Raw genomic sequence first — 23,388 nt, forward strand, 5'->3', positions numbered from 1 at the left:
CATGATGTCTTATTATTGACAAATAGGACATCATGCAAGGTTGCCTTCTATAATCAGCAAATTTAATTATGAATGTTGATATTGTTTGGTATAATAGTCCTGATATGCACCAGAAGTAACATTGTCAAGCCATTCTGTATTGGTTAGATACCAGTCTACTGTTTTTTCCAGTCCTTCTTCAAATTGAAGTGAAGGCTTCCAACCTAAATCATTCATTATTTTTTGAGCATCAATCGCATAACGAAGATCATGTCCGGCCCGATCAGTTACAAAAGTGATAAGCTTCTCAGACTCACCTTCATTTCTGTTCAGCTTTCTATCCATTATGCGACATAACAAACGAACCAGATCTATGTTTGTCCATTCATTAAAACCACCTATGTTATAGGTTTCGCCAATTTTCCCTTTATGGAAAACCGCATCAATAGCAGCAGCATGATCCAGAACATACAACCAATCTCTAACATTTTCACCCTTACCATAGATTGGAAGTGGCTTATAGTTTTTGATATTGTTAATACATAAAGGTATCAGCTTTTCAGGGAAGTGGTTAGGTCCGTAATTATTAGAGCAATTAGATAATACAACAGGCAGTTTATATGTATTATGGTATGCTCTTACAAAATGATCCGAAGCTGCTTTGGATGCAGAATAAGGAGATTGAGGGTCATACGATGTTTCTTCTGTAAAGAACTCATCCGGATTATGTAGGGAGCCATATACCTCATCAGTAGATACATGATAAAATAAATGATTATCCAGATCATCCTTCCAGGCTTCCTTTGCCGCATTGAGTAGTTGAACCGTACCTATTACATTTGTATGGACAAATGCCAATGGATCTTTAATAGAACGATCTACATGGCTCTCAGCAGCCAGATGGATCACCCCATCAAAGTTATGCAGTGTAAATAAAACCTTTAGGGCCTCCGCATCCGTAATATCTCCCTTTATAAAGGTATAGTTTGGTGCGTTTTCGATATCTTTCAGGTTAGCCAGATTACCAGCATAGGTAAGCTTGTCCAGATTAAAAATATGATAATCTGAATAACGGTTCACAAATCGTCTTACAACATGCGATCCTATAAAACCGGCACCTCCAGTGATAAGTATTTTTTTCATAATATATTGATTCAAAGCTTCAGACAGTGTAAACTTCTTTGATCTCTATCAGAAAATTATCTTCTTATTCTTTTTCTTTAGATTGTAATCTCTGTTGCCAGTTCCAGGCATCCCGCATAGCTTCTTTCAAGGTTAGCTCTGTATGCCAGTTTAACACTTCTGACGATTTATTTACCTCTGCGTAAATCTTCTCCACATCACCAGGTCTGCGTGGACCTATTTTGTATTGTAATTTTACTCCGGTAGCGTCTTCAAAGGCATGAATAGCTTCTAATACAGTGCTTCCCTTACCGGTACCAATATTAAAAACCTCATAATATGAATCTGAAGTTTCTTTTTCCAGTAGTTGTAAGGCTTTTACATGTGCTTTTGCCAAGTCTACAACATGAATAAAATCCCGTACACAGGTACCATCCGGAGTATTGTAATCATTACCAAAAACCGTGATCGGAGGGCGTAATCCAGCTGCAGATTGTGTAATAAATGGAACCAGGTTTCCAGGCACACCTCTTGGTAACTCTCCAATCTGTCCAGTGGGGTGAGCACCTACTGGATTAAAATAACGTAAAGATATTGCTTTCAGGGACTTATGTCCAATAGATACTGTCTGACGAAGTATTTCTTCACACATCTGCTTTGTGGCTCCATATGGTGACTGAGCAGGCAAAAATGGTGTTTGCTCTGTAACAGGTAGTTTCTCAGGTTGTCCATAGACTGTACAGGAAGATGAAAACACCAATTGTGTAGTATTGTATTGCAACATCAACTCTAATAACACTTGTGTAGAACCAAGGTTATTATGGAAATATTCAAGTGGTTTCTCTACAGACTCTCCAACAGCTTTATAGGCTGCAAAATGAATAATACCCTGTATAGATTTCTCCTGCTGAAATATTTCTTCCATCTGCAGCTTATCATTACAATCTACTGCATATATCTTGGGGGCTTTACCAATAATTGCTTCAATACCTTTTAATACACTTTTTTCGGAGTTCGAAAAATTATCAACAATGATTGGTTCGTAACCAGATTGATACAACTCAACAACTGTGTGCGATCCTATAAAACCGGCACCTCCGGTTACTAATATCTTTTTCATTTACCTGACTATGTGTATGTTAACAAATTGATATATTCAAATGGAAGCTCTAAAGTAATATGATTAATTAACTTTTTACATAAGTACCTGCCCTATAATAACTTACCTTCTCAAAAAGCATCACTTCCAGTTGACGCACAAAACAAATAATATACTTACAATATTCTTTATAGGGACCAATAGGTTAGTTTTTGAATCTTGTTCCGGAAAACACCCTTTATATCTATTACTATACCGTTTCCATTGCTAAGTGAATGAAAATATGACTCTTCTAAAGAAATATAAGGTTTATGATTCACTGCAATCACGATTGCATCATATTTTCCTTCAGGCTTCTCTATCAACCCAAAACCATATTCATGTTTTAGTTCATCTGAATCTGCATAGGGATCTACTACATCAACCTGCACACTAAAGTTAATAAGTTCACTAACAACGTCTGCAACTTTAGAGTTACGGATATCTTCTACGTTCTCTTTAAAAGTAGCACCCATAACCAGTACCCGTGACTTGATAATATCTTTGCCCTGTTTCGCCATTAACTGAACAGTTTTTTTCGCCACATAGGCTCCCATAGAGTCATTGATCTGACGTCCACTCAGAATTACTTCCGGAGTATGTCCTAGCTCCTTCGATTTATAGGTTAGATAATAAGGATCTACACCTATACAATGGCCACCGACCAACCCTGGACTAAATTTCAGGAAATTCCACTTGGTACCAGCAGCCTCCAGAACTTCATAGGTATTGATCTTCATTTTATCAAAGATCATAGAGAGCTCATTCATCAAAGCGATATTAAGATCTCTCTGGGTGTTTTCAATAATCTTTGCAGCTTCTGCAACTTTAATAGAGGACGCTTTATAGACTCCTGCATCCACAACCAATTCGTATACCTTTGCAATGATGTCTAATGACTCAGCATCACATCCAGAAACTACCTTCGTGATTTTTGAGAGTGTATGTTCTTTATCACCAGGATTGATACGTTCAGGAGAGTATCCTACTTTAAAATCATTTGGAAACTTTAATCCAGACTCTCTTTCTAAAATAGGAATGCAGTCCTCTTCTGTACAACCCGGATAAACTGTTGATTCATATACAACATAGTCTCCATGTTTGAGAGCTTTTCCAACAGAAACAGATGCACCAATCAATGGTTTTAAATCAGGCATTGTATGGGCATCTATAGGTGTGGGCACAGCCACAATAAAAAAAGAAGCCTGCCTCAAAATCTCCAGAGAATCGGTAAATGTGATGTCACAACCTTCAAACTCTGAGGAATCAAGTTCACCGCTGGGATCAATACCTTGCTGCATTAGCTGAATGCGCTTGGCATTAATGTCAAATCCAATGACTTTGATCTTTCTGGCGAAAGCCAATGCAATAGGGAGCCCTACATAGCCTAATCCGATGACGGCTAATGTTTTTTCCTTGGTAACAAGCTGATTATACACTGACAGAATAACTAGATAAGTATATGTATGAATAAATTAATGCCTCAAAAATAGTATCTTTTTGACAACCTGAGTCTTTTTTAAAAAAAATAGGCAGCTATCAGTATGTTTTCAGTGAATTTTCCACTAATCATATCTGATAACTGCCTACCTAAAACAAAATAGACCTTATTTTTTCTTTTCGGAAACTACTTTTTTAAAGTACTCATATGTAATTTTTAAGCCTTCTTCGCGCGATACCTTTGGCTCCCATCCCAGAATCTTTTTTGCCAGAGTAATATCTGGTTGACGCTGCTTGGGATCATCCTGTGGAAGTGGTTTATAGATTAACTTTTGCTGAGTACCTGTCAATTTGATAATCTCTTCACCAAATTGTTTAATTGTAATCTCAGAAGGATTTCCAATATTAACCGGAGAGGCATAATCACTCATCAACAATCGGTAGATACCTTCAACCAGATCATCTACATAACAGAATGAACGAGTCTGTGAGCCATCACCAAAGCAGGTAAGATCTTCACCACGTAAAGCCTGGCCAATAAATGCAGGCAATACCCGACCATCGTCCAAACGCATTCTAGGCCCATAGGTGTTAAAGATACGTATGATACGGGTTTCTACCCCATGATACGTATGGTAAGCCATAGTGATAGCTTCCTGAAAACGTTTTGCTTCATCATATACACCCCGAGGACCTACCGGATTTACATTTCCCCAGTAATCTTCTTTTTGTGGGTGTACAAGAGGATCTCCATATACTTCGGAGGTAGAAGCAACCAGTATACGTGCTCCCTTTGCGCGAGCAAGCCCCAGCAGATTATGAGTACCTAAAGATCCAACTTTCAATGTTTGGATGGGTATCTTCAGATAATCAATAGGGCTGGCAGGAGAGGCAAAATGTAAGATATAATCCAACTGTCCTGGAACATGTACAAACTTTGAAACATCATGATGATAGAATTCAAAGTTTGGCAACTTGAACAGATGTTCAATATTACGCAGATCACCTGTGATCAGGTTATCCATAGCTATTACATGATAGCCTTCTTTTATAAAGCGATCACATAAGTGTGACCCTAAGAAACCGGCTCCTCCGGTGATGAGTACTCTTTTCATATAGTTACGTTAGACATTTCTGATCTCGCAATGAAGATAGAAAATAGTATTTTATAATTTTATATGAGATTCCTGAAGCAGGAAATAAACTTAGGCTACAACATCTCTGCCTATGCTATAGTAGGTATAGCCCAGTTCACGCATTTGATCAAGTTCAAATACATTCCGGCCATCAAAAATCACTTTATTCTTTAATAAACTACTAATTCGCTCAAACTCTGGAGAACGGAATTCTGGCCATTCTGTCACAATAAATAGAGCGTCTGCACCTTCCAATGCCTCATAAGGACTATTTGTATATACGATCTGATCTCCCAGGATACGTTTAACATTTTCCATAGCTTCCGGATCATATGCACGCACATTAGCACCAGCAGCTACCAATTCTTTAATATTTTCCAATGCAGGAGCCTCCCGAATGTCATCTGTATAAGGTTTGAATGCTAAGCCCCAAACTGCAATAGTCTTGCCAGATAAGTCGTGGTTAAAATACTGTTTAATTTTAGGAAGAAGTTTTGTTTTCTGATTTTCATTTACTCCCATAACTGCTTCCAGGATCTTGAAATCATACGCATATTCTTCAGATGTTTTATGCAAAGCTTGCACATCTTTTGGAAAACAACTTCCGCCATATCCAATACCTGCAAACAGGAATCGTTTGCCAATACGTGAATCTGTACCAATACCACGACGAATATCATCTACGTTTGCACCAACTTTTTCGCACAGATTGGCAATTTCATTCATGAATGTAATCTTGGTAGCCAAAAATGCATTAGCAGCATATTTAGTCATCTCAGCAGAACGTTCATCCATGAAGATAACAGGATTACCCTGACGTACCAATGGAGCATATAATTTGTTCATCACTTTACGTGCCTTCTCTGAATTAGTACCAATAACTACACGATCTGGCTTCATAAAGTCTTCTACAGCTACTCCTTCACGTAAGAACTCCGGATTGGAAACAACATCAAACTCAACTTTAGCATTTTTAGCAATGCGTGCATGTACCTTTTCAGCTGTTCCTACAGGTACAGTACTTTTATCAACAATTACTGCATAATCTGCAAGTAATGGACCTAAGTCATCAGCAACTTTCAGTATATATTTAAGATCTGCTGAACCATCTTCTCCGGGAGGTGTTGGCAAAGCTAAAAAGATAACCTCTGCATCCTTTATTCCTTCAGCCAGATTGGTAGTGAAAAGCAATCGCCCCTCTTTGATATTACGGTCAAATAACACATCAAGGCCTGGCTCATAGATAGTAATGACACCACTTTTCAGCTTCTCAATTTTAGTAACATCAATATCAACACAAGTAACGCGGTTCCCCGTTTCAGCAAAACAAGTTCCGGTTACAAGGCCAACATATCCGGTTCCGACAACAGCAATTTTCATAAAATAAAGGTTTGTGAGGTTTTAACTGATTGATATATAATTTTCCTTTTAAAAAAGTGTGATTTTTTTCAATTAGACACCAAATATGAGTGTTTATACAAATCTGGAATCAAAAGTAAATATTTTGGAGTAATCACAAGGTTAATTTTTCCGGAATTTCTTCTTTCTTCCAATTGATGTAAGATTTAATAAAACTAAAACTGTACTTATTCGATATTTTTTTGAATATTAGAGACACACATTGCCTGATTACCCATTTGATTTGATTAGACCAATGTATCATCTTCTCAACAACTAAAAATCTAAATGATAGCTATGGTAACAGAGACATTCGAAAACCTGGACTTGATAGCTCAAAGTACACGTGAGTTTGCCCTCAGGCATATTCGTCCTTTTGTAAGAGAGTGGGACGAGAAGCAACATTTTCCAATAGGATTATTTAACCACTTGGGTGAACTAGGGTTAATGGGAGTACTTGTACCAGATGTATATGGTGGTGCAGGACTCAACTATGCAGCTTATGTAACTGCTATTATTGAAATATCCAAAGTAGATGGAGCTATCGGGCTTTCGATGGCAGCCCATAACTCTTTGTGTACAAATCATATCTTACAATTTGGCAATGAAGATCAAAAGCAACAGTATATTCCTAAATTAGCTACAGGTCAATGGATAGGAGCATGGGGTCTTACAGAACCTAATACAGGATCTGATGCAGGTAATATGCGTACAGTAGCCGTACAAGATGGAGATTACTGGATTCTGAACGGGAGCAAAAACTTTATCACGCATGGAAAGTCAGGTGATGTAGCAGTTGTGATTGCTCGTACAGGTGCACCCAATACACATACCAATGCATCTGCGTTTATTCTGGAAAAGAACACACCTGGATTTTCTGCCGGTAAAAAGGAAGATAAATTAGGTATGCGGGCGTCTGAAACTACAGAATTGATATTTCAGGATTGCCGAATCCATAAGAGTCAACTCCTAGGCAAAGTTGGTGAAGGATTTAAACAAGCACTTGCTATTCTGGATGGAGGGCGTATATCCATTGCTGCCTTAGGTATTGGTATAGCCATAGGAGCCTATGAAGCAGCACTCCAATATGCCAAAGAACGTCATCAGTTTGGAAAACCTATTGCAGAATTTCAGGCTATTCAATTCAAGCTGGCAGATATGGCAACTCAAATCGAGGCAGCCCGCCTCTTAACTTATCAGGCTGCAGATCTGAAAGATCGAAAGTTACCTGTATCCAAAGCTTCTGCCATGGCCAAGTATTATACGTCAGAAGTTGCTGTAAAAGTTGCGAATGAAGCAGTCCAGATCTTTGGAGGGTACGGATATACCAAAGATTTTCCTGTTGAAAAGTATTACCGGGACGCCAAACTTTGTACTATTGGTGAGGGTACCAGTGAGATACAGAAAATGGTAATCGGACGGGAAATCTTACATTAGACTCGGAAATTTTACTGATTACCCGATAATAATCCCACAAACCAATCTGTTAATGGAGTGTCTGTACGAAAAGATACTCCATTGATTTCTTTTACTAATTGAATGCCTGCAACATTACAGGTAAAAATAGTATCAGCAGTGAATAAGGCTTCTTTGTGAAATAAGTCTTCCTTTACTTCTGAAAACATCAAAACAGCTTCTCTCAGAATAGTTTTTCTTATAATCCCTGCAATACATCCACTCTCCAAACTGGGTGTATACAAAACATTTTCCTTAATCCAGAAAATATTGGAAGCTACACATTCTGCTATATGTCCATATACATCCATCAGAATAACATCATCTACACCTGCACTTTTACGGGCAATGCCAGCCATCACATAGGGTAAGGCAGAACTTGTTTTGTAAGGTGACAGAATAGAATGATGTAATCGGATATCTTCATAAAAGATAAGCCTGTTCTTTATAGAAACACGAGGCCGTGTAAAAGGAAAGGCCGTTAGCAAAAAATCAATGTCATTTGATTCTGGAGTATATAAACCTCCGGGCTTTCGCCACACCTGAAGCCGCAAACGGGCATCATCAGACAATCCGACAAGTTTACATAATTGCATAATCTCCCTTTGCAGATAATCCCGAGAAAAGTCCGCAGGTACATTCATCTGAAGTATCTGCATTCCATTCAGAAGCCTCTCATAATGATCTTTTAAAAAAGGAATTCTTTTATTCTGAACAATTATTGTTTCAAACAAACCATCTCCATACCGGAAAGCTCTGTTGTCCAGATACTCCGATAAATTATCCATCTCAACCATCGTAAAATTAAATACTGCCTTCATGGAATCATTTCACCATTTATCATTATTTTTTTCAGACAAAACCTGCATATACGTAATATTGCTCAAGTCCCTACAGAAAAATCAAACTTTTTTACTGGCAGAGAATGTCCGGAAACGAACACATGTGTTCAATTATGAACAACTAGTTCGGTATAAACAACTGACAATCAATAAAATACGATTTTGGCATAAACTTAGGAAAATAGCTTCCGGACACCAAAACTATCATCTTTATGAAATCTCTGAAAACTTTACCTATGAAAACGTTAAAAAAAGCTGCTTTAACTGGCTTACTAGCCTTAAGTATAAACAGCATACAAGCCCAAAGTCAAGCTCAAAAACAGATCAACAACGATGACATCTGGTCATTGCGTGAAGCTGTGGATTATGCTATGCAAAATAGCATCACAATTAAGAAAAGTGAACTTCAGGCAAGAACCAGTGAGGTAACATACTTCCAATCTAAAATGGCATTCTTACCGACTATAACCGGTAATGGATCTCTTCAATGGAACTTTGGTCGATATGTTGATCCAACAACCAACCAATTCGTTAATCAGACTACACAAACAGGTAATTATGGTATCTCTGGTAACGTTCTCTTATTTCAGGGTGGGCAACAGATACATGCATACAAACAAAATCAACGATTGTATCAGGCAACCCAGGAAGACATTGAACAATCCAAATACAATGTAAGTCTTAATGTAGCCTTGTATTATTTACAAGTGTTGCAAAATCAGGAGTTAGTTGCAGCAGCAACCAGCCAGCTTGAAGTAAGTCGTTTACAAGTGGAGCGTACGGATAAACTGGTGAAGGCAGGCTCACTTCCACAAACTAACCTTTTTGATCTGCAAGCTCAATTAGCGAATGATCAACTAAGTTTAACTACTGCCGAAAATAACCTTCGATTAGCAAAGTTAAATCTGATGCAGGCGATGAATCTTCCAGCACAGGATAACTTTGAAGTTGAAAAGATTGAGCTTCCAGATCCAACTATCAATCCATATCCACAAACAGCTGCCAACATTTATGATGAAGCGCTTAGAACTCAACCTAGTGTTAAAGCAGCAGACATCCGTGTTGAAAGCAGTAAGTATTCGATTATGTCTGCACGCGGATATTTATTCCCTCGATTATATTTGTCTGCAGGGTTGAATACATACTACTCAAGTGGTCAATCCAAATATGTTAAAACAGGAGAAGTATATCCTACAATAGGTAATGTTACTGTAGATGGAGTACCTTATACTGTAACTTCTATTCAAAAATCAACAACCTATAATCAGGAGAAATATAGTTTTGGCTCACAAATAAGTGATAACTTAGGTCAATATGTAGGTTTTAGTTTATCTATTCCAATTATCAATGGCTGGCAATATCGGAACAATATCAGCAAGACAATAGTACAACGTAAGTCTTATGAACTTGATGCACAAAGTACCCGTGTAACCCTACGTCAGAACATTGAACAGGCCTACAATGACCTCCGTGCTGCTGCATCACAGTATCAGGCAAACAGAGACCAGGTAGCTGCTCAGGATCTTTCGTTTAAATCAAACGAAGCTCGTTTTAGTGCAGGCCTTGCCAATTCATTAGACTATAATACGTCAAAAAACAATCTGGCCAGAGCTCAGGCTAATTTGATCAACTCTAAATACACCTATTATTTTCGTGTGAAAATACTTGATTTCTATCAAAACAAACCGCTTACCTTTGAATAAAAAGAGTCAATAATTGATCCTTTACAAAATATATTAAATCGTTTACCATACTTACCTTTTATCTGTACCTCAATGGCAAAGAAGAAAACAAATCGCTTGTTAATTATTCTTGTTTCGGTAGTTGTATTACTTCTGGTGTTTGCTTTTGTTGGCAAAAAAGCCGGATGGATTGGCAAAGAAAAACCAACGGAAGTAGAACTCGCCAAAGTTAAGAAAACTGAAATCATTGAGAAGGTAAGTGCCTCTGGAAAAGTTCAACCGGAAGTAGAGGTAAAGATTAGTCCTGATGTTTCAGGAGAGATCATAGAACTCACTGTCAATGAAGGAGATTCTGTAGTAAAAGGACAACTATTGGTTAGAATACGCCCGGATAACTATATCTCTGCTGTTGACCGTGCACGGGCTACTGTTAATAACAACAAAGCAAGTCTGGCTCAGTCAAATGTGCAACTATCGCGTGCTAAGGTTCAACTAGCAAAAGCAGAAATTGAGTACAAAAGAAACAAAGGACTATTTGAACAAAATGTTATTTCCAATACGGATTGGGTAACAGCCGAAACCAACTACAAAGCAGCTGTCGAAGATGTAAAAGCAGCAGAAGAACAAATTTCAGCTGCCAGATACCTGGTACAAAGTGCAGAAGCAGGATTACGAGATGCTCAGGAAAACCTTCGTAAAACAACTATCTATGCTCCGGTAAGTGGTACTATCTCTAAGCTGGATGTGGAACTGGGTGAACGTGTGGTTGGTACATCTCAAATGGCGGGTACGGAAATGCTGCGTATTGCGAACCTGAATAATATGGAAGTACAGGCAGATGTAAATGAAAACGATATTGTGCGTGTACACTTAGGGGATACCGCTATTATCGAAGTAGACTCCTATACAAGTTTGAAGAAGAAGTTTAAAGGTATTGTAACAGAAATTGCCAATACTGCCAATGGTATGGCCTCTTCTACAACACAATCGACATCAACTGATGCTGTAACAGAGTTTCAGGTAAAGGTGCGCATTTTACAGGATTCTTATAAAGAACTGATGAATACAAAAAGCAAATTATCGCCTTTCCGCCCTGGTATGACGGCATCTGTTGAAGTATTGACAGCACGCAAATCAGGGGTCTTGTCTGTACCACTGGCAGCCGTAACTACACGTACTCCTGATGGTAAGGCAGCACCTTCTACGGCTTCCAATAATGATAACAACAATAATAATAACAACACAGAAGCAGCTCCAAAACCCGCAGCTACTCAGGAACTTAAAGAAGTTGTTTTTGTAAATAACAATGGTAAGGCGGAGTTGAAAGAGGTAACTACAGGTATTAGTGATTATGATAACATTGAAATTGTAAAAGGGTTAAAAGAGGGGGATGAAGTAGTCTCAGGACCCTATAACGTGATTGCCAAAAAGCTCAATTCCAATGATCTGATTGCTACCAAAAAAGAGGAAAAGGATACCAAGAAGAAATAAAGTGACTATCAAAAAGAAAGCCCACTGTGAATATCATAGTGGGCTTTCTTTTTATATATTGGTCATTCTAATTGTAAAAAAGCTTCTTTAAAGCCGATTTGTAAATAAGACCTCTTATATGAATAAAATATAGGCATAAGACTTTCCTATATTTTATTCATATTGCTCGGATGGGCACAGACAATATTCTTCAGGATAGCCTTCGCTTATAACAAACTATAAGTTCTTCAAAATCTTGTTGATGTCATCAATCACAATAAAAACCTGTAGCACATTATTTATATCTGAGTTTTTTGATCCATCAGCGAGGCGTTTCTGAGGTTGAAACTGATTTACATAACCTGCCTCCAATCGGAACTGAGGAGTAAACTTATAGCCCAAGCCAACGTACAGCCGGTTCTGGTCAAATATTTTCTCGTGAATGACATTAGAACCCATACCAATCATAATCTCATCACTAGCAGCCAGGTACAGCGTTTTTTCTTTCATTTGAGGTTGGTTAAGAGGCACAAATATCCGTGTCATATAACGTAATCTTCCTTTACGTGTTGTATTATCCCATAAATTAGAATAATAATCTTTCCCCTGAGACCCATCCGTGAGAAGTCTATTTCCAAAGAAGCGAAACTCATACCGAAAACGTTGTTCAAATATCACTCGCCCCAAAGGATAAGAAAATAGTACCTGAGTGGTAGTACGTAGTTCTGGTTCAAAGGTAGTTTTGTTATCAGCGGTAGGTCGCCATGTACCCCACCAACCCACAGGTGATAATGAAACTCGAAAATATTTACTAGCCTGATATGCTATCCATGGACGAAATACCTGCTGATAAGCGTGGGTAAACAGTCCTCTACGTGTATCTGATACCTGATTACTTACTCTTTGAGACTCCAGATCATCAGAGATACCTTGTGTCCGATATTGATAATCTAACTGGAGACGGACTTTTCTGCTGATAGACCCAGAAATATTGGTTTCACTCCAAAACATCTGGTTTATGTTGTAGTGAGCAGATTGTGCTTGGCTAGATATATTATGAAAACTTAATATAAATCCTTGCAGGAGAAGAAGCTTAACAAATACGTAATAGCAACGCATGTAGTTTAATTAGAGCAGAAATGTTTCAATGGAGGTTTTATTCTACAAAACTAAACTTCAAATATTACCTGGTAATAACTGCAATGTTTTGTTAATGTTAATTTATAAGTACATGTACTTATAAATCCTACCACTCTGTTAACAATAAATTAATATTAAACCCGCAAAAACTTAAAATACACAAAAACATAATATTAAATAACCAAAATTACCCTCAATATGAATCAAATGTTACTGCAAAATTACTGTAATACCACTAGATAAATTCCTAGCTAAAGCAGACTGCGATTATCATATAAAGGATTGCACTTGCTAGTCAGACGTTTTAGACAAGTATTTAGAGAGGTAACTTTTGACTATTAATTTCCTTACTCTACTTGTCTATGTAATATTAGAAGGCAAATACTATTGGAAATCTGGCAGAATATATACTCTTTGCTAGTTATTAAATCACATTGTATGTTCTGGAAAAAGAAACAAGAACTTAGTTGTCCTGTTACACCTGAAGATAAAGAGTGGATCGAAAACAATCTGGATTGGCTCGATCGCAACCTAGTTGAACTGGCACACTTTCCGACTATTTTGCCAACAAAGGATTTCTTTGACTGGAAATTTACAGGCAAGCAAGACGATGCCTTCTACGTGTTGGCACGTATAGGGGAGTTATGCAGCATAAATATATCGCACATTCAGCTGGACTTTATCAACGATCAGCTGGATTTTGGTAATGGATTGCTTACAGCTATTGAGAAAGGCGAAAAAGGGATAGGAGGACTGTATTTTGGAGATGAAGATGGGGAAGCCATCACCATAGAAAAGAAGCAACTTGATAACCCAGCTTCTTTAATTGCTGTTATGGCTCATGAACTTAGTCACCATGTACTGATAGGCTTACACGATATTGGGTATTCAGACGAAAAAGAGAATGAGTATCTGACAGATTTAACTGCTGTAGCCTATGGCTTTGGAATATTTCTTAGTGATAATGCCACAATTTACCAAGTAAGCTCTTCCAGTTGGCGAATTGGTAAACAAGGTTATCTGCCGCCTCAAGTTATTGCTTATGCCATGGCAGTTATTCAGTATTTTAAAGGAGAAATCAAAACGAATCCTGCCTGGATAGACCATCTGGATAAGAAAACAAAAAAATATTTTCTCCAAAGTCTGGATTATGTGCGTGTACACCCTCCGGCACCTACTGGTCATTTAAACTGGTAAAAGACTTCTCAGTAACTGCTGTATGAGTCAATGTAGGTGATCAAGTATTTCTCTCAGGTTGTCATTCTTTTTTGTGCATTCTTTTCTTACTGGCTTTCTTATGCTGTATTACAGTTGTAAGCTAACGTATGAAGAAAAAGAATCAGATAAACCGGAGAGATTTTCTAAAAGCAGGAACCTTGGCTGGTGGTGGACTACTAATATCCATATTATTGCCTCCCACAATTAAAAACTATACATCACCTTCTGCATTTTCTCCGCATGCTTTCCTCCGTATTGATGAAGATGAAGATAACTCTATACATATCATTTTATCCAAGGTAGAAATGGGGCAAGGTATATGGACTACCTTACCTATGCTTATTGCGGAAGAACTGGATTGCGATTGGAAAAACATACAGATTACTCACAGCCCACCTGGTAAAAAAGAAGATTTTCAACTGCCTCCTGTTGAACAAAGCACAGGAGGTTCTAGCTCAACTACTTCCGAATTTGACCGATACAGACAAGCGGGAGCTACAGCTCGCATTATGCTTATACAGGCAGCAGCCCAAAAATGGGGAGTACAACCTGCATCCTGTAAAACAGAAAATGGATATGTTATTTCAGGAACAAAACGGGTTAGCTATAGTCAGTTAACAGCAGAGGCATCCAAGTTACCTATTCCATCATCTGTTCAGTTGCGTCCTCCCAATGAATGGAAGTATATTGGCAAACCTCAAAAACGGCTGGATGCTCCTATCAAAGTAAACGGGCAGGCGAAATTCGGCATGGATATGCAATTTCCTAACCTGCTCACAGCAGTGGTAGCTCATGCACCCGCTTTTGGAGGTAAAGTCAAGTCCTTTAATGCAGATCTGGCAAAAGCCATACAAGGAGTACATGGAGTATTCCAGATACCTACAGGCATTGCAGTCCTTGCTACTAATTACTGGACAGCCCAAAAAGCAAAAGAAACTCTCAAGATTGAATGGGATCTTGGCCCCAATGAAGAAATTTCTAGTTCTCGCCTTGTAGACAGCTATAGCAAACTAGCAAAAACCAAGGGGAAAGTGGCTGTTCAGAAGGAGAGTAAAACTATATTTCCAAAAGCAAAGCATGTTATTGATGTAGACTATGTATTTCCGTATCTGTCCCATTCTCCTATGGAGCCACTAAATTGCACAGTGCAGATACAAGACAATCTCTGTGAAGTATGGACAGGCACTCAATCACCTTTATTACATCAGCAGGAAATCGCCACATTTTTAAAGCTTTCCCCTGAACAGGTTTTGTTTCAAACACCTTTTCTTGGAGGCAGTTTTGGTAGGCGAGGTTCTTTTCAGGGTGACTGGGTCATGGAAGCAGTACAGATCGCTCAAGTAAGTGGTCAATTTATCAAACTGGTCTGGTCACGGGAAGATGACATTCAAGGTGGTTACTACAGACCTATGTATTTACATAAGGTACATATTGAAGCAGACGAGGCAGGAAATCCCATTACTTGGAATCACAGCATCGTGGGGCAATCTCTTTTTGTCAATACACCTCTGGAATCATGGATTGCACCTAAAGGTATCGATTACAGTTCGGTAGATGGTGTAAACGGTTCTCCCTATCTTGAAATAACACCCAACCATTTAATAGAGTTACATACCACCACAGTAGGTGTACCTGTGCTTCCCTGGCGTTCGGTTGGCAATACCCATACAGCTTTTGTAATGGAAACTCTGATTGACCAACTGGCGGCACGTATCTCACAGGACCCTGTTGTGTATAGACGCATGTTACTAAAAAATTATCCTCGCCATCTGACTGCCCTTAACCTGGCTGCTGAAAAAGCCGGATGGCATACCTCACCACCCAAAGGTGTCTTCCGAGGTGTAGCAGTACATGCAGCTATGGGAAGTTATGTCTGCCAGATAGTGGAACTATCAATACAAGATCACCAAATCAGGATACATCGGGTTGTATGTGCTATTGATTGTGGGCTGGCTGTAAATCCGGATGGGGTCTGTGCTCAAATGGAAAGTGGTATTATTTATGGACTCACAGCTGCTTTGTATGGAGAAATAACTATTGAGAAAGGGCGAGTCAAACAGAGCAATTTTCATGACTACCCAATACTCCGAATGAGTGAAACACCCAAGATTGAGGTGTATATTGCCAACAGCACAGCAAAGATGGGGGGAGTTGGAGAACCTGGAGTACCACCTATTGCACCTGCGCTTGCCAATGCGATATTTGCAGCAACAGGTAAGCACATTCATACCCTGCCCATACGATTATAAGTCTGGTAAGTTGTTAGATGAACAAGTTTATTGATTTGGTAATCAACTATTTGCTTTGTAAGTGGTATTCTTGTTTCTTTAATACACAATCTTATCTATCCAAGACTGCTAACTACAAAACCTGATGATGCATTCGTTACCGTATCTCACTGTATTACTCATTGTGGGAATCGGTTTGATTGTCTTACTTACAACACGCTACAAAGTACCTGCTTTTTTTTCCTTATTCCTGGCATGTCTGGTTGTTGGACTAGGAGCCAATATGTCCTTAGATGAAACTATTACAGTAATCAAGGATGGATTTGGGAATATATTAAAATCGTTGGGATTAATTATCGTGCTGGGTACTACACTGGGATTAGTATTGGAACATACAGGTAGTACTACAGTGATGGCGACCTTCCTTTTACAAAAGATGGGCAATCGCTTTGCATCCTTGGCTATGAGTATTACAGGCTTCATTGTAGGCTTGCCTATATTCTGTGACTCTGGTTATATTGTATTGAGTGGACTCAATCATTCCATGGCTAAACGTGCCGGAGTTCCAATCTCAGTATTATCTGTTTCTTTAGCTACTGGTTTGTATTCTGTTCACTGTCTGATACCTCCTCATCCAGGTAGTGCTGCCGCCGCTGCTACTCTTGGAGCTGACTTTGGTAAATTGCTATTGATAGGCGTTCCGGTAGCTATTCCAGCTATGATTGTTGGTAATATATGGGCTATTTATTCAGGTAAACGATCAGTTTCTCTCACAGAAGATCCCCTAGATAATGTAAAGGAAAAACCTACCAATCAACCTTCTCTTTTTGTAGCCTGTCTCCCTGTTTTTATCCCTATACTTCTAATTGGTGTCAGGCCATTTTTAAGCACACAACTCTTAGCATCCTCTAGCTGGCTAAGGGCGCTTTCTTATGCAGGCAATCCAGTCATTGCATTACTATTCGGAATAATGCTTGCATTTGCAGCTAAACGAAACTGGCAGAAGAGCGAACTGGCTGAATTATTACATAAAGCAACTGAGAAAGCTGGAGAGATATTGGTGATTATCGGAATGGGAGGAGCTTTTGGTGCCATTTTAACAGCTACGAAAATAGGAGAGCACTTTAGTCAATCTATCGCATTAGGTAGCATAGGTTTGCTTTTTCCCTTTTTGCTTACTGCCGTTTTAAAGACTGCTCAGGGTTCATCTACAGTCGCCATCATTACAGCAGCCTCTATTGTTTTGCCATTATTACCTGCACTACATTTAAATAATGAAACAGGCAGATTGTTATGTGTACTTGCTATGGGAAGTGGGTCTATGATGATTTCTCATGCTAATGATGCGTACTTCTGGGTAATTGCGAAATTTTCTGGCATGGAGATTCGTACTATGATACGAAGTTATTCCGTTGCAACTATCCTTATGGGTATCACTACGTTTCTGACGGTTTACCTGCTTTCCAAAGTATTGTAAAAGTATTCTTCTTTTGAAAGAATACTTTTGTAGAATTCTAGTTCAAGAATTAGGCAAAAGAAATTCTATAATGCTATATAATAACAGGAGTTATAAGAAGGGTTTATTTAATAAATTATCCCATTATCTTAGAAAGGACTTTTGTATGTATCTCTTCAAAAAAAGCATTCAAACTACAATTATATGTCAAATACTTGCCTTTTTTTATATCTTTAGGTTTTGATAAAGGTTTGCTAATAGAAAAATAATTTTCGTAATTAGAAGTAGAATTTTTGCCGCTCTTACTAAGTACTCTACCTAGTCTTTCTTTTGGTTTTGCTGTTTTAGTAGAATCTGTCTTCTCATAAATAGTTAAGATCCATGCATCAATCTCTTCTACGGCTATAGCATAAAGAATGTGATTTGAAATATCTATTTCTAACCAAGTATTTATTTGGGCAATAATTAAAGCTCGAAGTTCTTCACAATAATTATTTTCTCTTTTATCAGGCCTTGTAATACCATATTCACTAGCTTCAGCCGTATCTATGTGAATAACGATGAAGTCTTGTCCTTCAATAGCTAAGAAGCCATCAATCAATTCTCTCTTCTCACACTCTTCTTTAACAGAAGACCATGAACCAAATGTTCTTGGATCAGCTCTAAGAGCCTTATCAGTTTCATCCAAAGCATATATAGGGCGCAAAGGTTCTATATCACTCTCATCAATTCCAAGCAATCCAATTAATATATTTGTAATGACAGCTCTGTCAGCATGCCCTTCTGAAATAACTCCAATTCTCATACTAAAAATTTTTGGGAATAGCACCAAGTAAACCTTTCAACCACATCTCTGAAAGCTTAAACTTCTTATCACTTAAATCTGATTTAAATTTGAGACGCCGTGTTTTAGTTCGACCTACACTATCTCTGTATACTTCAAATAGTCTTTGTTCATCATCTAATAAATTTAAACCATCAAGGATAGCGGGATTGTGTGTAGTAATCAATGTTTGTTTCTCCCTAACTTTTGAAAGTTCAACTAATTTAGATATTAAAACTTGACATAAACGTGGATTTAATGCTGTTTCAATATTATCTATTGCAAATAACTTTGGGGTCTTATTGCTTATAAAAAGTGCTAAATAAAATAATACATGTAATATTCCTTCATTAGAATTCTCTGCAGAGAAAGTATTATTGTTTTTCTGCATATAACTATCTCTAAAGTACAATGTTGAAATACTCCTTCCTGGTTTTAATCCTGACACTTTCAATTTATCATCCTTATCTGCTATAATTTCCCCAAGCCAATCAAAGAGGTCACAACACTCACGAAGTTGAGTCCATTCAGAAGAATTAAAACTCGCAATTAATAAGTCAAGTCCTTCTCCATTAATTCCCAAAGGAGTTTTCCTACTTTCAGCAGGAGAAACACCTCTTAATGATTTAGTATTTAAATCAAAAATAGCATACTCAGACAACATTTCATCAAAACTATGTTTACGCTTAAATCCTTCCTGAGCCAGGAGAATATTGGCTCTATTTAGCAACTCTTCCCCTGTAATACCAGGATTCATTCTTGTAATTTCTCTAAAGTGCTCTAATAATATTTCAGGATAAGTTTCTTCTTCTACAAGGTTTATCCATTTGGTATAGATATCATCCAAACTTACTGGAGAAAGAGCACATTTATATCTCTCTTCTTCTCCATCATTTTCAAAAATCAGACTTATATCTAAACTACTTTTCCGACTATTATTATCTAAAAATGAACTAAGGATTAGATCTGGTCTAGCGATGCGAACCCCTCGACTATATAAACCATCAAATGTCAAGTCACTCCCTCTTTCTGCACCTACGGTAGCTAATGCTTCTAAGATATTTGTTTTCCCACAACCATTTGTACCTATAAACACATTAAACCTGCCTAGTTCAATCTTATCATCTACAATTGATTTGTAACTCTTGATCTGTACAGTTTTGAGTAAAATTGAAGGCTTAGAATCCTGTTTAACTTGATTTTTATATTTAATAAAATTCTCTACGGCAACATTCCATTCATCTGTTTTATATTTTTTGATTGTATTCAGTGCTAAATAAGAAATCGCATAATGCGTTTTTGCACTCGTTTTCTTAAGATTTGGATCATCAGGATTTAAGATTACCAAAGAATTATCAACGAAAGGATTTAAAGCAATCTTCCTAAATGATTCTCTGGTATTAGCCTTATAATTAGTTCCATAATTATTATTAACAAATTCTATTATGTCTTTAGAAAGTGTTAGACTTTTTGAAGTAGCATTCTGCCAACTTTCATCAGGAGAGATACCACATAATGCAAGTAAAGTCAATGCTGAAATTTTATTTTGCTGCTTTTCTGGTAATCCAAACTCTTTAAGAATTTCTTGGGCTTCTTCTATTTTACTATTCATAAATTTGAGACAAGTCAATTGAGATATTAAAAATTTCCGAGATTAAAGAATCAATATTCAATGGTACACCAATCTCTATAATTTTTTTAATTTTTTCTCCTAGTAACTGGATTAGCTGAAAATCAGGTAAAGGAAAATCCCTTAATTCAGTAGCACTGACATTGATATTCCCATTAAAAGTTCTAAAATATAGATCAAATAAGCGACTGTTTAAAATACCAGCTAAGCCAAAGGCTTCATTATTAGACAAATCTTTCTCTTTATGATAGATATAATTTAAATGATTCTCAATGCCAAGTTTTGGCATATCAGATAAAGTATTACTAAAATATGGAGCAGCAATTAATCTTCTATTATCATCTTTCGCACTAAATCTCCTTAAAAACACATAATTTCTATTTTTTACCAATCTTGAAGACGACACTTCATTATTAATAATATACTGGCCTTTAGGTTTCCCTTTATAACCCACATTTCGAGGCCACGTAAATTTCATAGAGTCAACATTATGTAACCAAATAAGGGGTACTACATCTTGTTTACTTTCAAAACTTATCATTTCTTCACTTCTAAAATCAACAACAGGCCCAGTTGAAATTGCTAGATTATAAGCACTCAATGAGCCTGTCCATGTTTTGAAAATTTCTATAACCTTTTCATCTGTATCTGAAGATGGCAAGTGAATAATTTTTTGATATGAATCGAAGTTGATTAAATCTGAACATTCATACTTTTTAATACGTCTATCTTTGATATCGTCAATTCCATTTGAGGAAGATATAGTTATGTCTTTATCAATGTCAATAAAAGGTAATCCCAATTGACTTGATCTGGTGTGTTGTTTCCTTACCGCTGAAATTATTATATTTTCCTGAAGCACCTTATCCCTTTTGAATGTATCCTTTCGCGAATCAAAAAGATGAATGGTGTCCAGATCTACAATGGAAAAAAATATTTCTCTAAATAATCTAAAATAATTTCCAGAACAAAAACTTCTTGGTGTAATGAATATTAATTGACCATCCTCTTTTAAAAGCTTTGCAGCAATTAAAAGGAAGATTGTATAAATATTTGTTTGACCATAAATAACAGATTTAGTCGCAAGAATCCTTTCATCATCTTTTTGCAGTTTAAAGTATGGCGGATTAGAAATTATAATATCATATGATTCATGAACGCTTTCATTGTTATTCAGAGAAGATGAATTATGAAGGACAAAGTCATTCTTACAAAGAAAAAAAGTAAAATCTATTCCTCTTTGGTTAAGCCATAGTCCTAAATATTTAAAACAATCTTCTGCTAAAGGAAGAATATCAACATCTGTTTCAAAAGCTACTAATTCAATTGTTCTGATATGACAGTTACTAGATATTAATGCCTCACAAATCGCTGTTGAAAGAATACCTATTCCACACCCAGGATCTAAAATCTTAACCTTTTCAGTTTTTATCTTACTAAAACTAGCCATAAACTGGGCAACTGCTAGCGGAGTAAAGAACTGTCCAAGCTTTTTTTTGTGTTCACTACTTACTTTCGATGTATAATAAATTCCTAACCTATCTGCATATTCAGATGGTTTCTCCTCTCTATTTACAAAAGTATTATTTAAGGATTTTTTAGAATGCGTCATCATTTATCTCTATATTATATCAACCATGAACTTTTCCCCTTCCACTTTATTCGTTAAATCTATCAATTTGGGAATGTCCAATGTTTAAACTGTATGATCTTTTTATAATAATGAATTGAATATCTTAACTTATTAAACAAAAAAGAAGTCTAAATTCAGAAAAACAGTAGGGTAGTAAAGAGAGTAATGCGAAAACAATTCTAGTGCATATTCTTATGTATCTTTTATGCAAAGTAAAGAAGAAGCCGTCTATCAGACAATCAAAACTCATTTTGGATATAACATTCATCATAGCAAATTTATAATATATCTGATTATGAGCCTTTTAAAATAGAGACTTATTCGCTTAACAAGTAATAATAACTATCTCTCTCATAATAGAATGTAACTTATCTTCAGAACTTTATATTTATCTTTCCAGAACTTATACTAACAACATGGCGTCCTAGTCTCAACGTACAAACACATACTTCATTCTGGTAACAGTCATTGCGATATTACCAGTTGTAATTCCTTTTCTCATACAAGATATTGTAGAGACAGACCGGGCAATGATGATGCTTCTAATGATTTATACCTGGGTAGCAGGAATTGTATTAATGTCAATAGGAATTAGTGCTATTATTCTAGCCAGAAAAGGACAAGGTACTATATGGATAGGCTTATCTATTCTGTTAATAGGACTGTTCTGGTCTGCATATATTGTGAAAGAAGTATTCTTATCAGTTTGATTGTGGGGTGTAGGTTATCCGATTGGGCGGTATTAAAGTAATTATCGTGGTGTAAGTATAATTTGTAACAGTAAACAAGTAGAAACATGAAAGCATTAGTTATCGGAGCCACGGGAGCAACAGGAAAAGATCTTGTAAATATGCTTCTGCAAGATACTGCCTATACAGAAGTAGTTGTATTTGTACGTCGTCCCAGTGAAATAACAAATCCTAAATTATCCGAGATCCTCACCGATTTTGATAAACTGGAAGAAGTAGCTGGTTCTATTCAGGGAGATGTGTGGTTTTCCTGTTTGGGAACTACACTGAAAGATGCTGGTTCCAAAGAAAAACAATGGCATATTGATTATACGATTCCTGCAAACTTTGCAGAACTAGCGAAAAAGAACGGCATCCCTAAAGCTGTTTTACTTTCTGCCTACGGTGCCTCTCCATCCAGTAGCGTATTTTATTCTAAAATGAAAGGAGAACTAGAAGAGAAGATTGCCAGCCTTGCTTTTGAGCAGTACGTTATTTTTAAACCTGGAATGCTACTACGTAAAAACACAGACCGGCCAAGTGAACGTATCATAGCGAATGTTCTACACTTTGTGAACAAATTAGGAATAATCCGCAAATTCCGTCCACTAGCCACCTCTGTGCTGGCAGAGAAAATGGCAAAAGCCCCCAAAGTTCTCCCTTCGGGAAAACATAGTATAGAACTGAATAAGATCTTTGAATTTTGACAATTCCTATCGATTGCTCATTTAGTTTGAATCTGCATCTTGCACAATACTTTATCTGACTATTTTGACCAGATCAATAAAAATACACATACCATACGGCATTTGTTCAATTTTTGTTATTTTGGTCCGGCATATTCTATGCCTCTGGTAAAAGTGCTTATTC

17 protein-coding genes are annotated in these 23,388 nt (G+C 37.1%); 7 read left to right on the forward strand and 10 right to left on the reverse strand.

The window, feature by feature from the left end:
• Positions 1-66: 66 nt before the first annotated feature.
• The 5 genes from rfbB to QNI15_RS32960 all read right to left on the reverse strand — a co-directional run bounded on the left by rfbB (position 67) and on the right by QNI15_RS32960 (position 6,195).
• The gene (gene rfbB / locus QNI15_RS32940) at positions 67-1,122 is read right to left on the reverse strand and encodes a dTDP-glucose 4,6-dehydratase (protein ID WP_313992081.1); all 1,056 of its coding nucleotides are present in this window, start codon (positions 1,120-1,122) and stop codon (positions 67-69) included.
• Between the two features lie 64 nt (positions 1,123-1,186).
• Positions 1,187-2,221, reverse strand: a complete 1,035-nt coding sequence (gene galE, locus QNI15_RS32945) for a UDP-glucose 4-epimerase GalE (RefSeq protein WP_313992083.1) — start codon at positions 2,219-2,221, stop codon at positions 1,187-1,189.
• A gap of 167 nt (positions 2,222-2,388) precedes the next feature.
• The gene (locus QNI15_RS32950) at positions 2,389-3,678 is read right to left on the reverse strand and encodes a nucleotide sugar dehydrogenase (protein WP_313992085.1); all 1,290 of its coding nucleotides are present in this window, start codon (positions 3,676-3,678) and stop codon (positions 2,389-2,391) included.
• Positions 3,679-3,846: 168 nt separating this feature from the next.
• Positions 3,847-4,794 carry a UDP-glucuronic acid decarboxylase family protein gene (locus QNI15_RS32955; RefSeq protein ID WP_313992087.1) on the reverse strand — a complete coding sequence of 316 codons (948 nt, stop codon included), beginning with the start codon at positions 4,792-4,794 and terminating at the stop codon, positions 3,847-3,849.
• Positions 4,795-4,884: 90 nt separating this feature from the next.
• Positions 4,885-6,195, reverse strand: coding sequence for a UDP-glucose dehydrogenase family protein (locus tag QNI15_RS32960; RefSeq protein ID WP_313992089.1), 1,311 nt, complete (start codon positions 6,193-6,195; stop codon positions 4,885-4,887).
• A 315-nt stretch (positions 6,196-6,510) separates the two neighbouring features.
• Between QNI15_RS32960 and QNI15_RS32965 the strand changes: the two genes are divergently transcribed.
• A complete protein-coding gene (locus QNI15_RS32965; RefSeq protein WP_313992092.1) occupies positions 6,511-7,650 on the forward strand; it encodes an acyl-CoA dehydrogenase family protein in 1,140 nt (379 codons plus the stop codon).
• 11 nt (positions 7,651-7,661) lie between these two features.
• Here QNI15_RS32965 and QNI15_RS32970 read toward each other — a convergent pair whose 3' ends face one another.
• Positions 7,662-8,489 (reverse strand): aminotransferase class IV, encoded by an 828-nt coding sequence (locus tag QNI15_RS32970; RefSeq protein WP_314036037.1) that lies wholly within the window; start codon positions 8,487-8,489, stop codon positions 7,662-7,664.
• 257 nt (positions 8,490-8,746) lie between these two features.
• Here QNI15_RS32970 and QNI15_RS32975 point away from each other — a divergent pair, with 257 nt between their 5' ends.
• Positions 8,747-10,213 (forward strand): TolC family protein, encoded by a 1,467-nt coding sequence (locus QNI15_RS32975; RefSeq protein WP_313981326.1) that lies wholly within the window; start codon positions 8,747-8,749, stop codon positions 10,211-10,213.
• A 72-nt stretch (positions 10,214-10,285) separates the two neighbouring features.
• The gene (locus QNI15_RS32980) at positions 10,286-11,683 is read left to right on the forward strand and encodes an efflux RND transporter periplasmic adaptor subunit (RefSeq protein WP_314036039.1); all 1,398 of its coding nucleotides are present in this window, start codon (positions 10,286-10,288) and stop codon (positions 11,681-11,683) included.
• A gap of 216 nt (positions 11,684-11,899) precedes the next feature.
• On the opposite strand, the gene QNI15_RS32985 is transcribed toward QNI15_RS32980, so the two are convergent.
• Positions 11,900-12,673 (reverse strand): DUF2490 domain-containing protein, encoded by a 774-nt coding sequence (locus tag QNI15_RS32985; protein WP_313992101.1) that lies wholly within the window; start codon positions 12,671-12,673, stop codon positions 11,900-11,902.
• Between the two features lie 567 nt (positions 12,674-13,240).
• Between QNI15_RS32985 and QNI15_RS32990 the strand changes: the two genes are divergently transcribed.
• The 3 genes from QNI15_RS32990 (at position 13,241) to QNI15_RS33000 (ending at position 17,725) form a co-directional block, all read left to right on the forward strand.
• A complete protein-coding gene (locus QNI15_RS32990) occupies positions 13,241-13,999 on the forward strand; it encodes a hypothetical protein (protein WP_313992104.1) in 759 nt (252 codons plus the stop codon).
• A 128-nt stretch (positions 14,000-14,127) separates the two neighbouring features.
• Positions 14,128-16,269, forward strand: coding sequence for a xanthine dehydrogenase family protein molybdopterin-binding subunit (locus QNI15_RS32995; protein ID WP_314036041.1), 2,142 nt, complete (start codon positions 14,128-14,130; stop codon positions 16,267-16,269).
• 124 nt (positions 16,270-16,393) lie between these two features.
• Positions 16,394-17,725: a GntP family permease gene (locus tag QNI15_RS33000; protein ID WP_314036043.1), complete on the forward strand. Its 1,332-nt coding sequence runs from the start codon at positions 16,394-16,396 to the stop codon at positions 17,723-17,725.
• A gap of 115 nt (positions 17,726-17,840) precedes the next feature.
• On the opposite strand, the gene QNI15_RS33005 is transcribed toward QNI15_RS33000, so the two are convergent.
• Genes QNI15_RS33005 through QNI15_RS33015 form a run of 3 tightly spaced genes read right to left on the reverse strand, consistent with a single transcriptional unit; the run spans position 17,841 to position 21,772 of the window.
• The gene (locus tag QNI15_RS33005) at positions 17,841-18,509 is read right to left on the reverse strand and encodes a hypothetical protein (RefSeq protein ID WP_313992112.1); all 669 of its coding nucleotides are present in this window, start codon (positions 18,507-18,509) and stop codon (positions 17,841-17,843) included.
• Position 18,510: 1 nt separating this feature from the next.
• Positions 18,511-20,139 (reverse strand): AAA family ATPase, encoded by a 1,629-nt coding sequence (locus QNI15_RS33010; RefSeq protein ID WP_313992115.1) that lies wholly within the window; start codon positions 20,137-20,139, stop codon positions 18,511-18,513.
• A complete protein-coding gene (locus tag QNI15_RS33015; RefSeq protein WP_313992118.1) occupies positions 20,132-21,772 on the reverse strand; it encodes an Eco57I restriction-modification methylase domain-containing protein in 1,641 nt (546 codons plus the stop codon). Before QNI15_RS33015 ends, QNI15_RS33010 begins: the two co-directional genes overlap by 8 nt.
• A gap of 814 nt (positions 21,773-22,586) precedes the next feature.
• Between QNI15_RS33015 and QNI15_RS33020 the strand changes: the two genes are divergently transcribed.
• A complete protein-coding gene (locus QNI15_RS33020; RefSeq protein ID WP_313992121.1) occupies positions 22,587-23,225 on the forward strand; it encodes an NAD(P)H-binding protein in 639 nt (212 codons plus the stop codon).
• Positions 23,226-23,388 lie beyond the last annotated feature (163 nt).

Origin of the sequence: Xanthocytophaga flava (assembly GCF_030068545.1) — a bacterium.
Taxonomy (GTDB): domain Bacteria; phylum Bacteroidota; class Bacteroidia; order Cytophagales; family 172606-1; genus Xanthocytophaga; species Xanthocytophaga flava.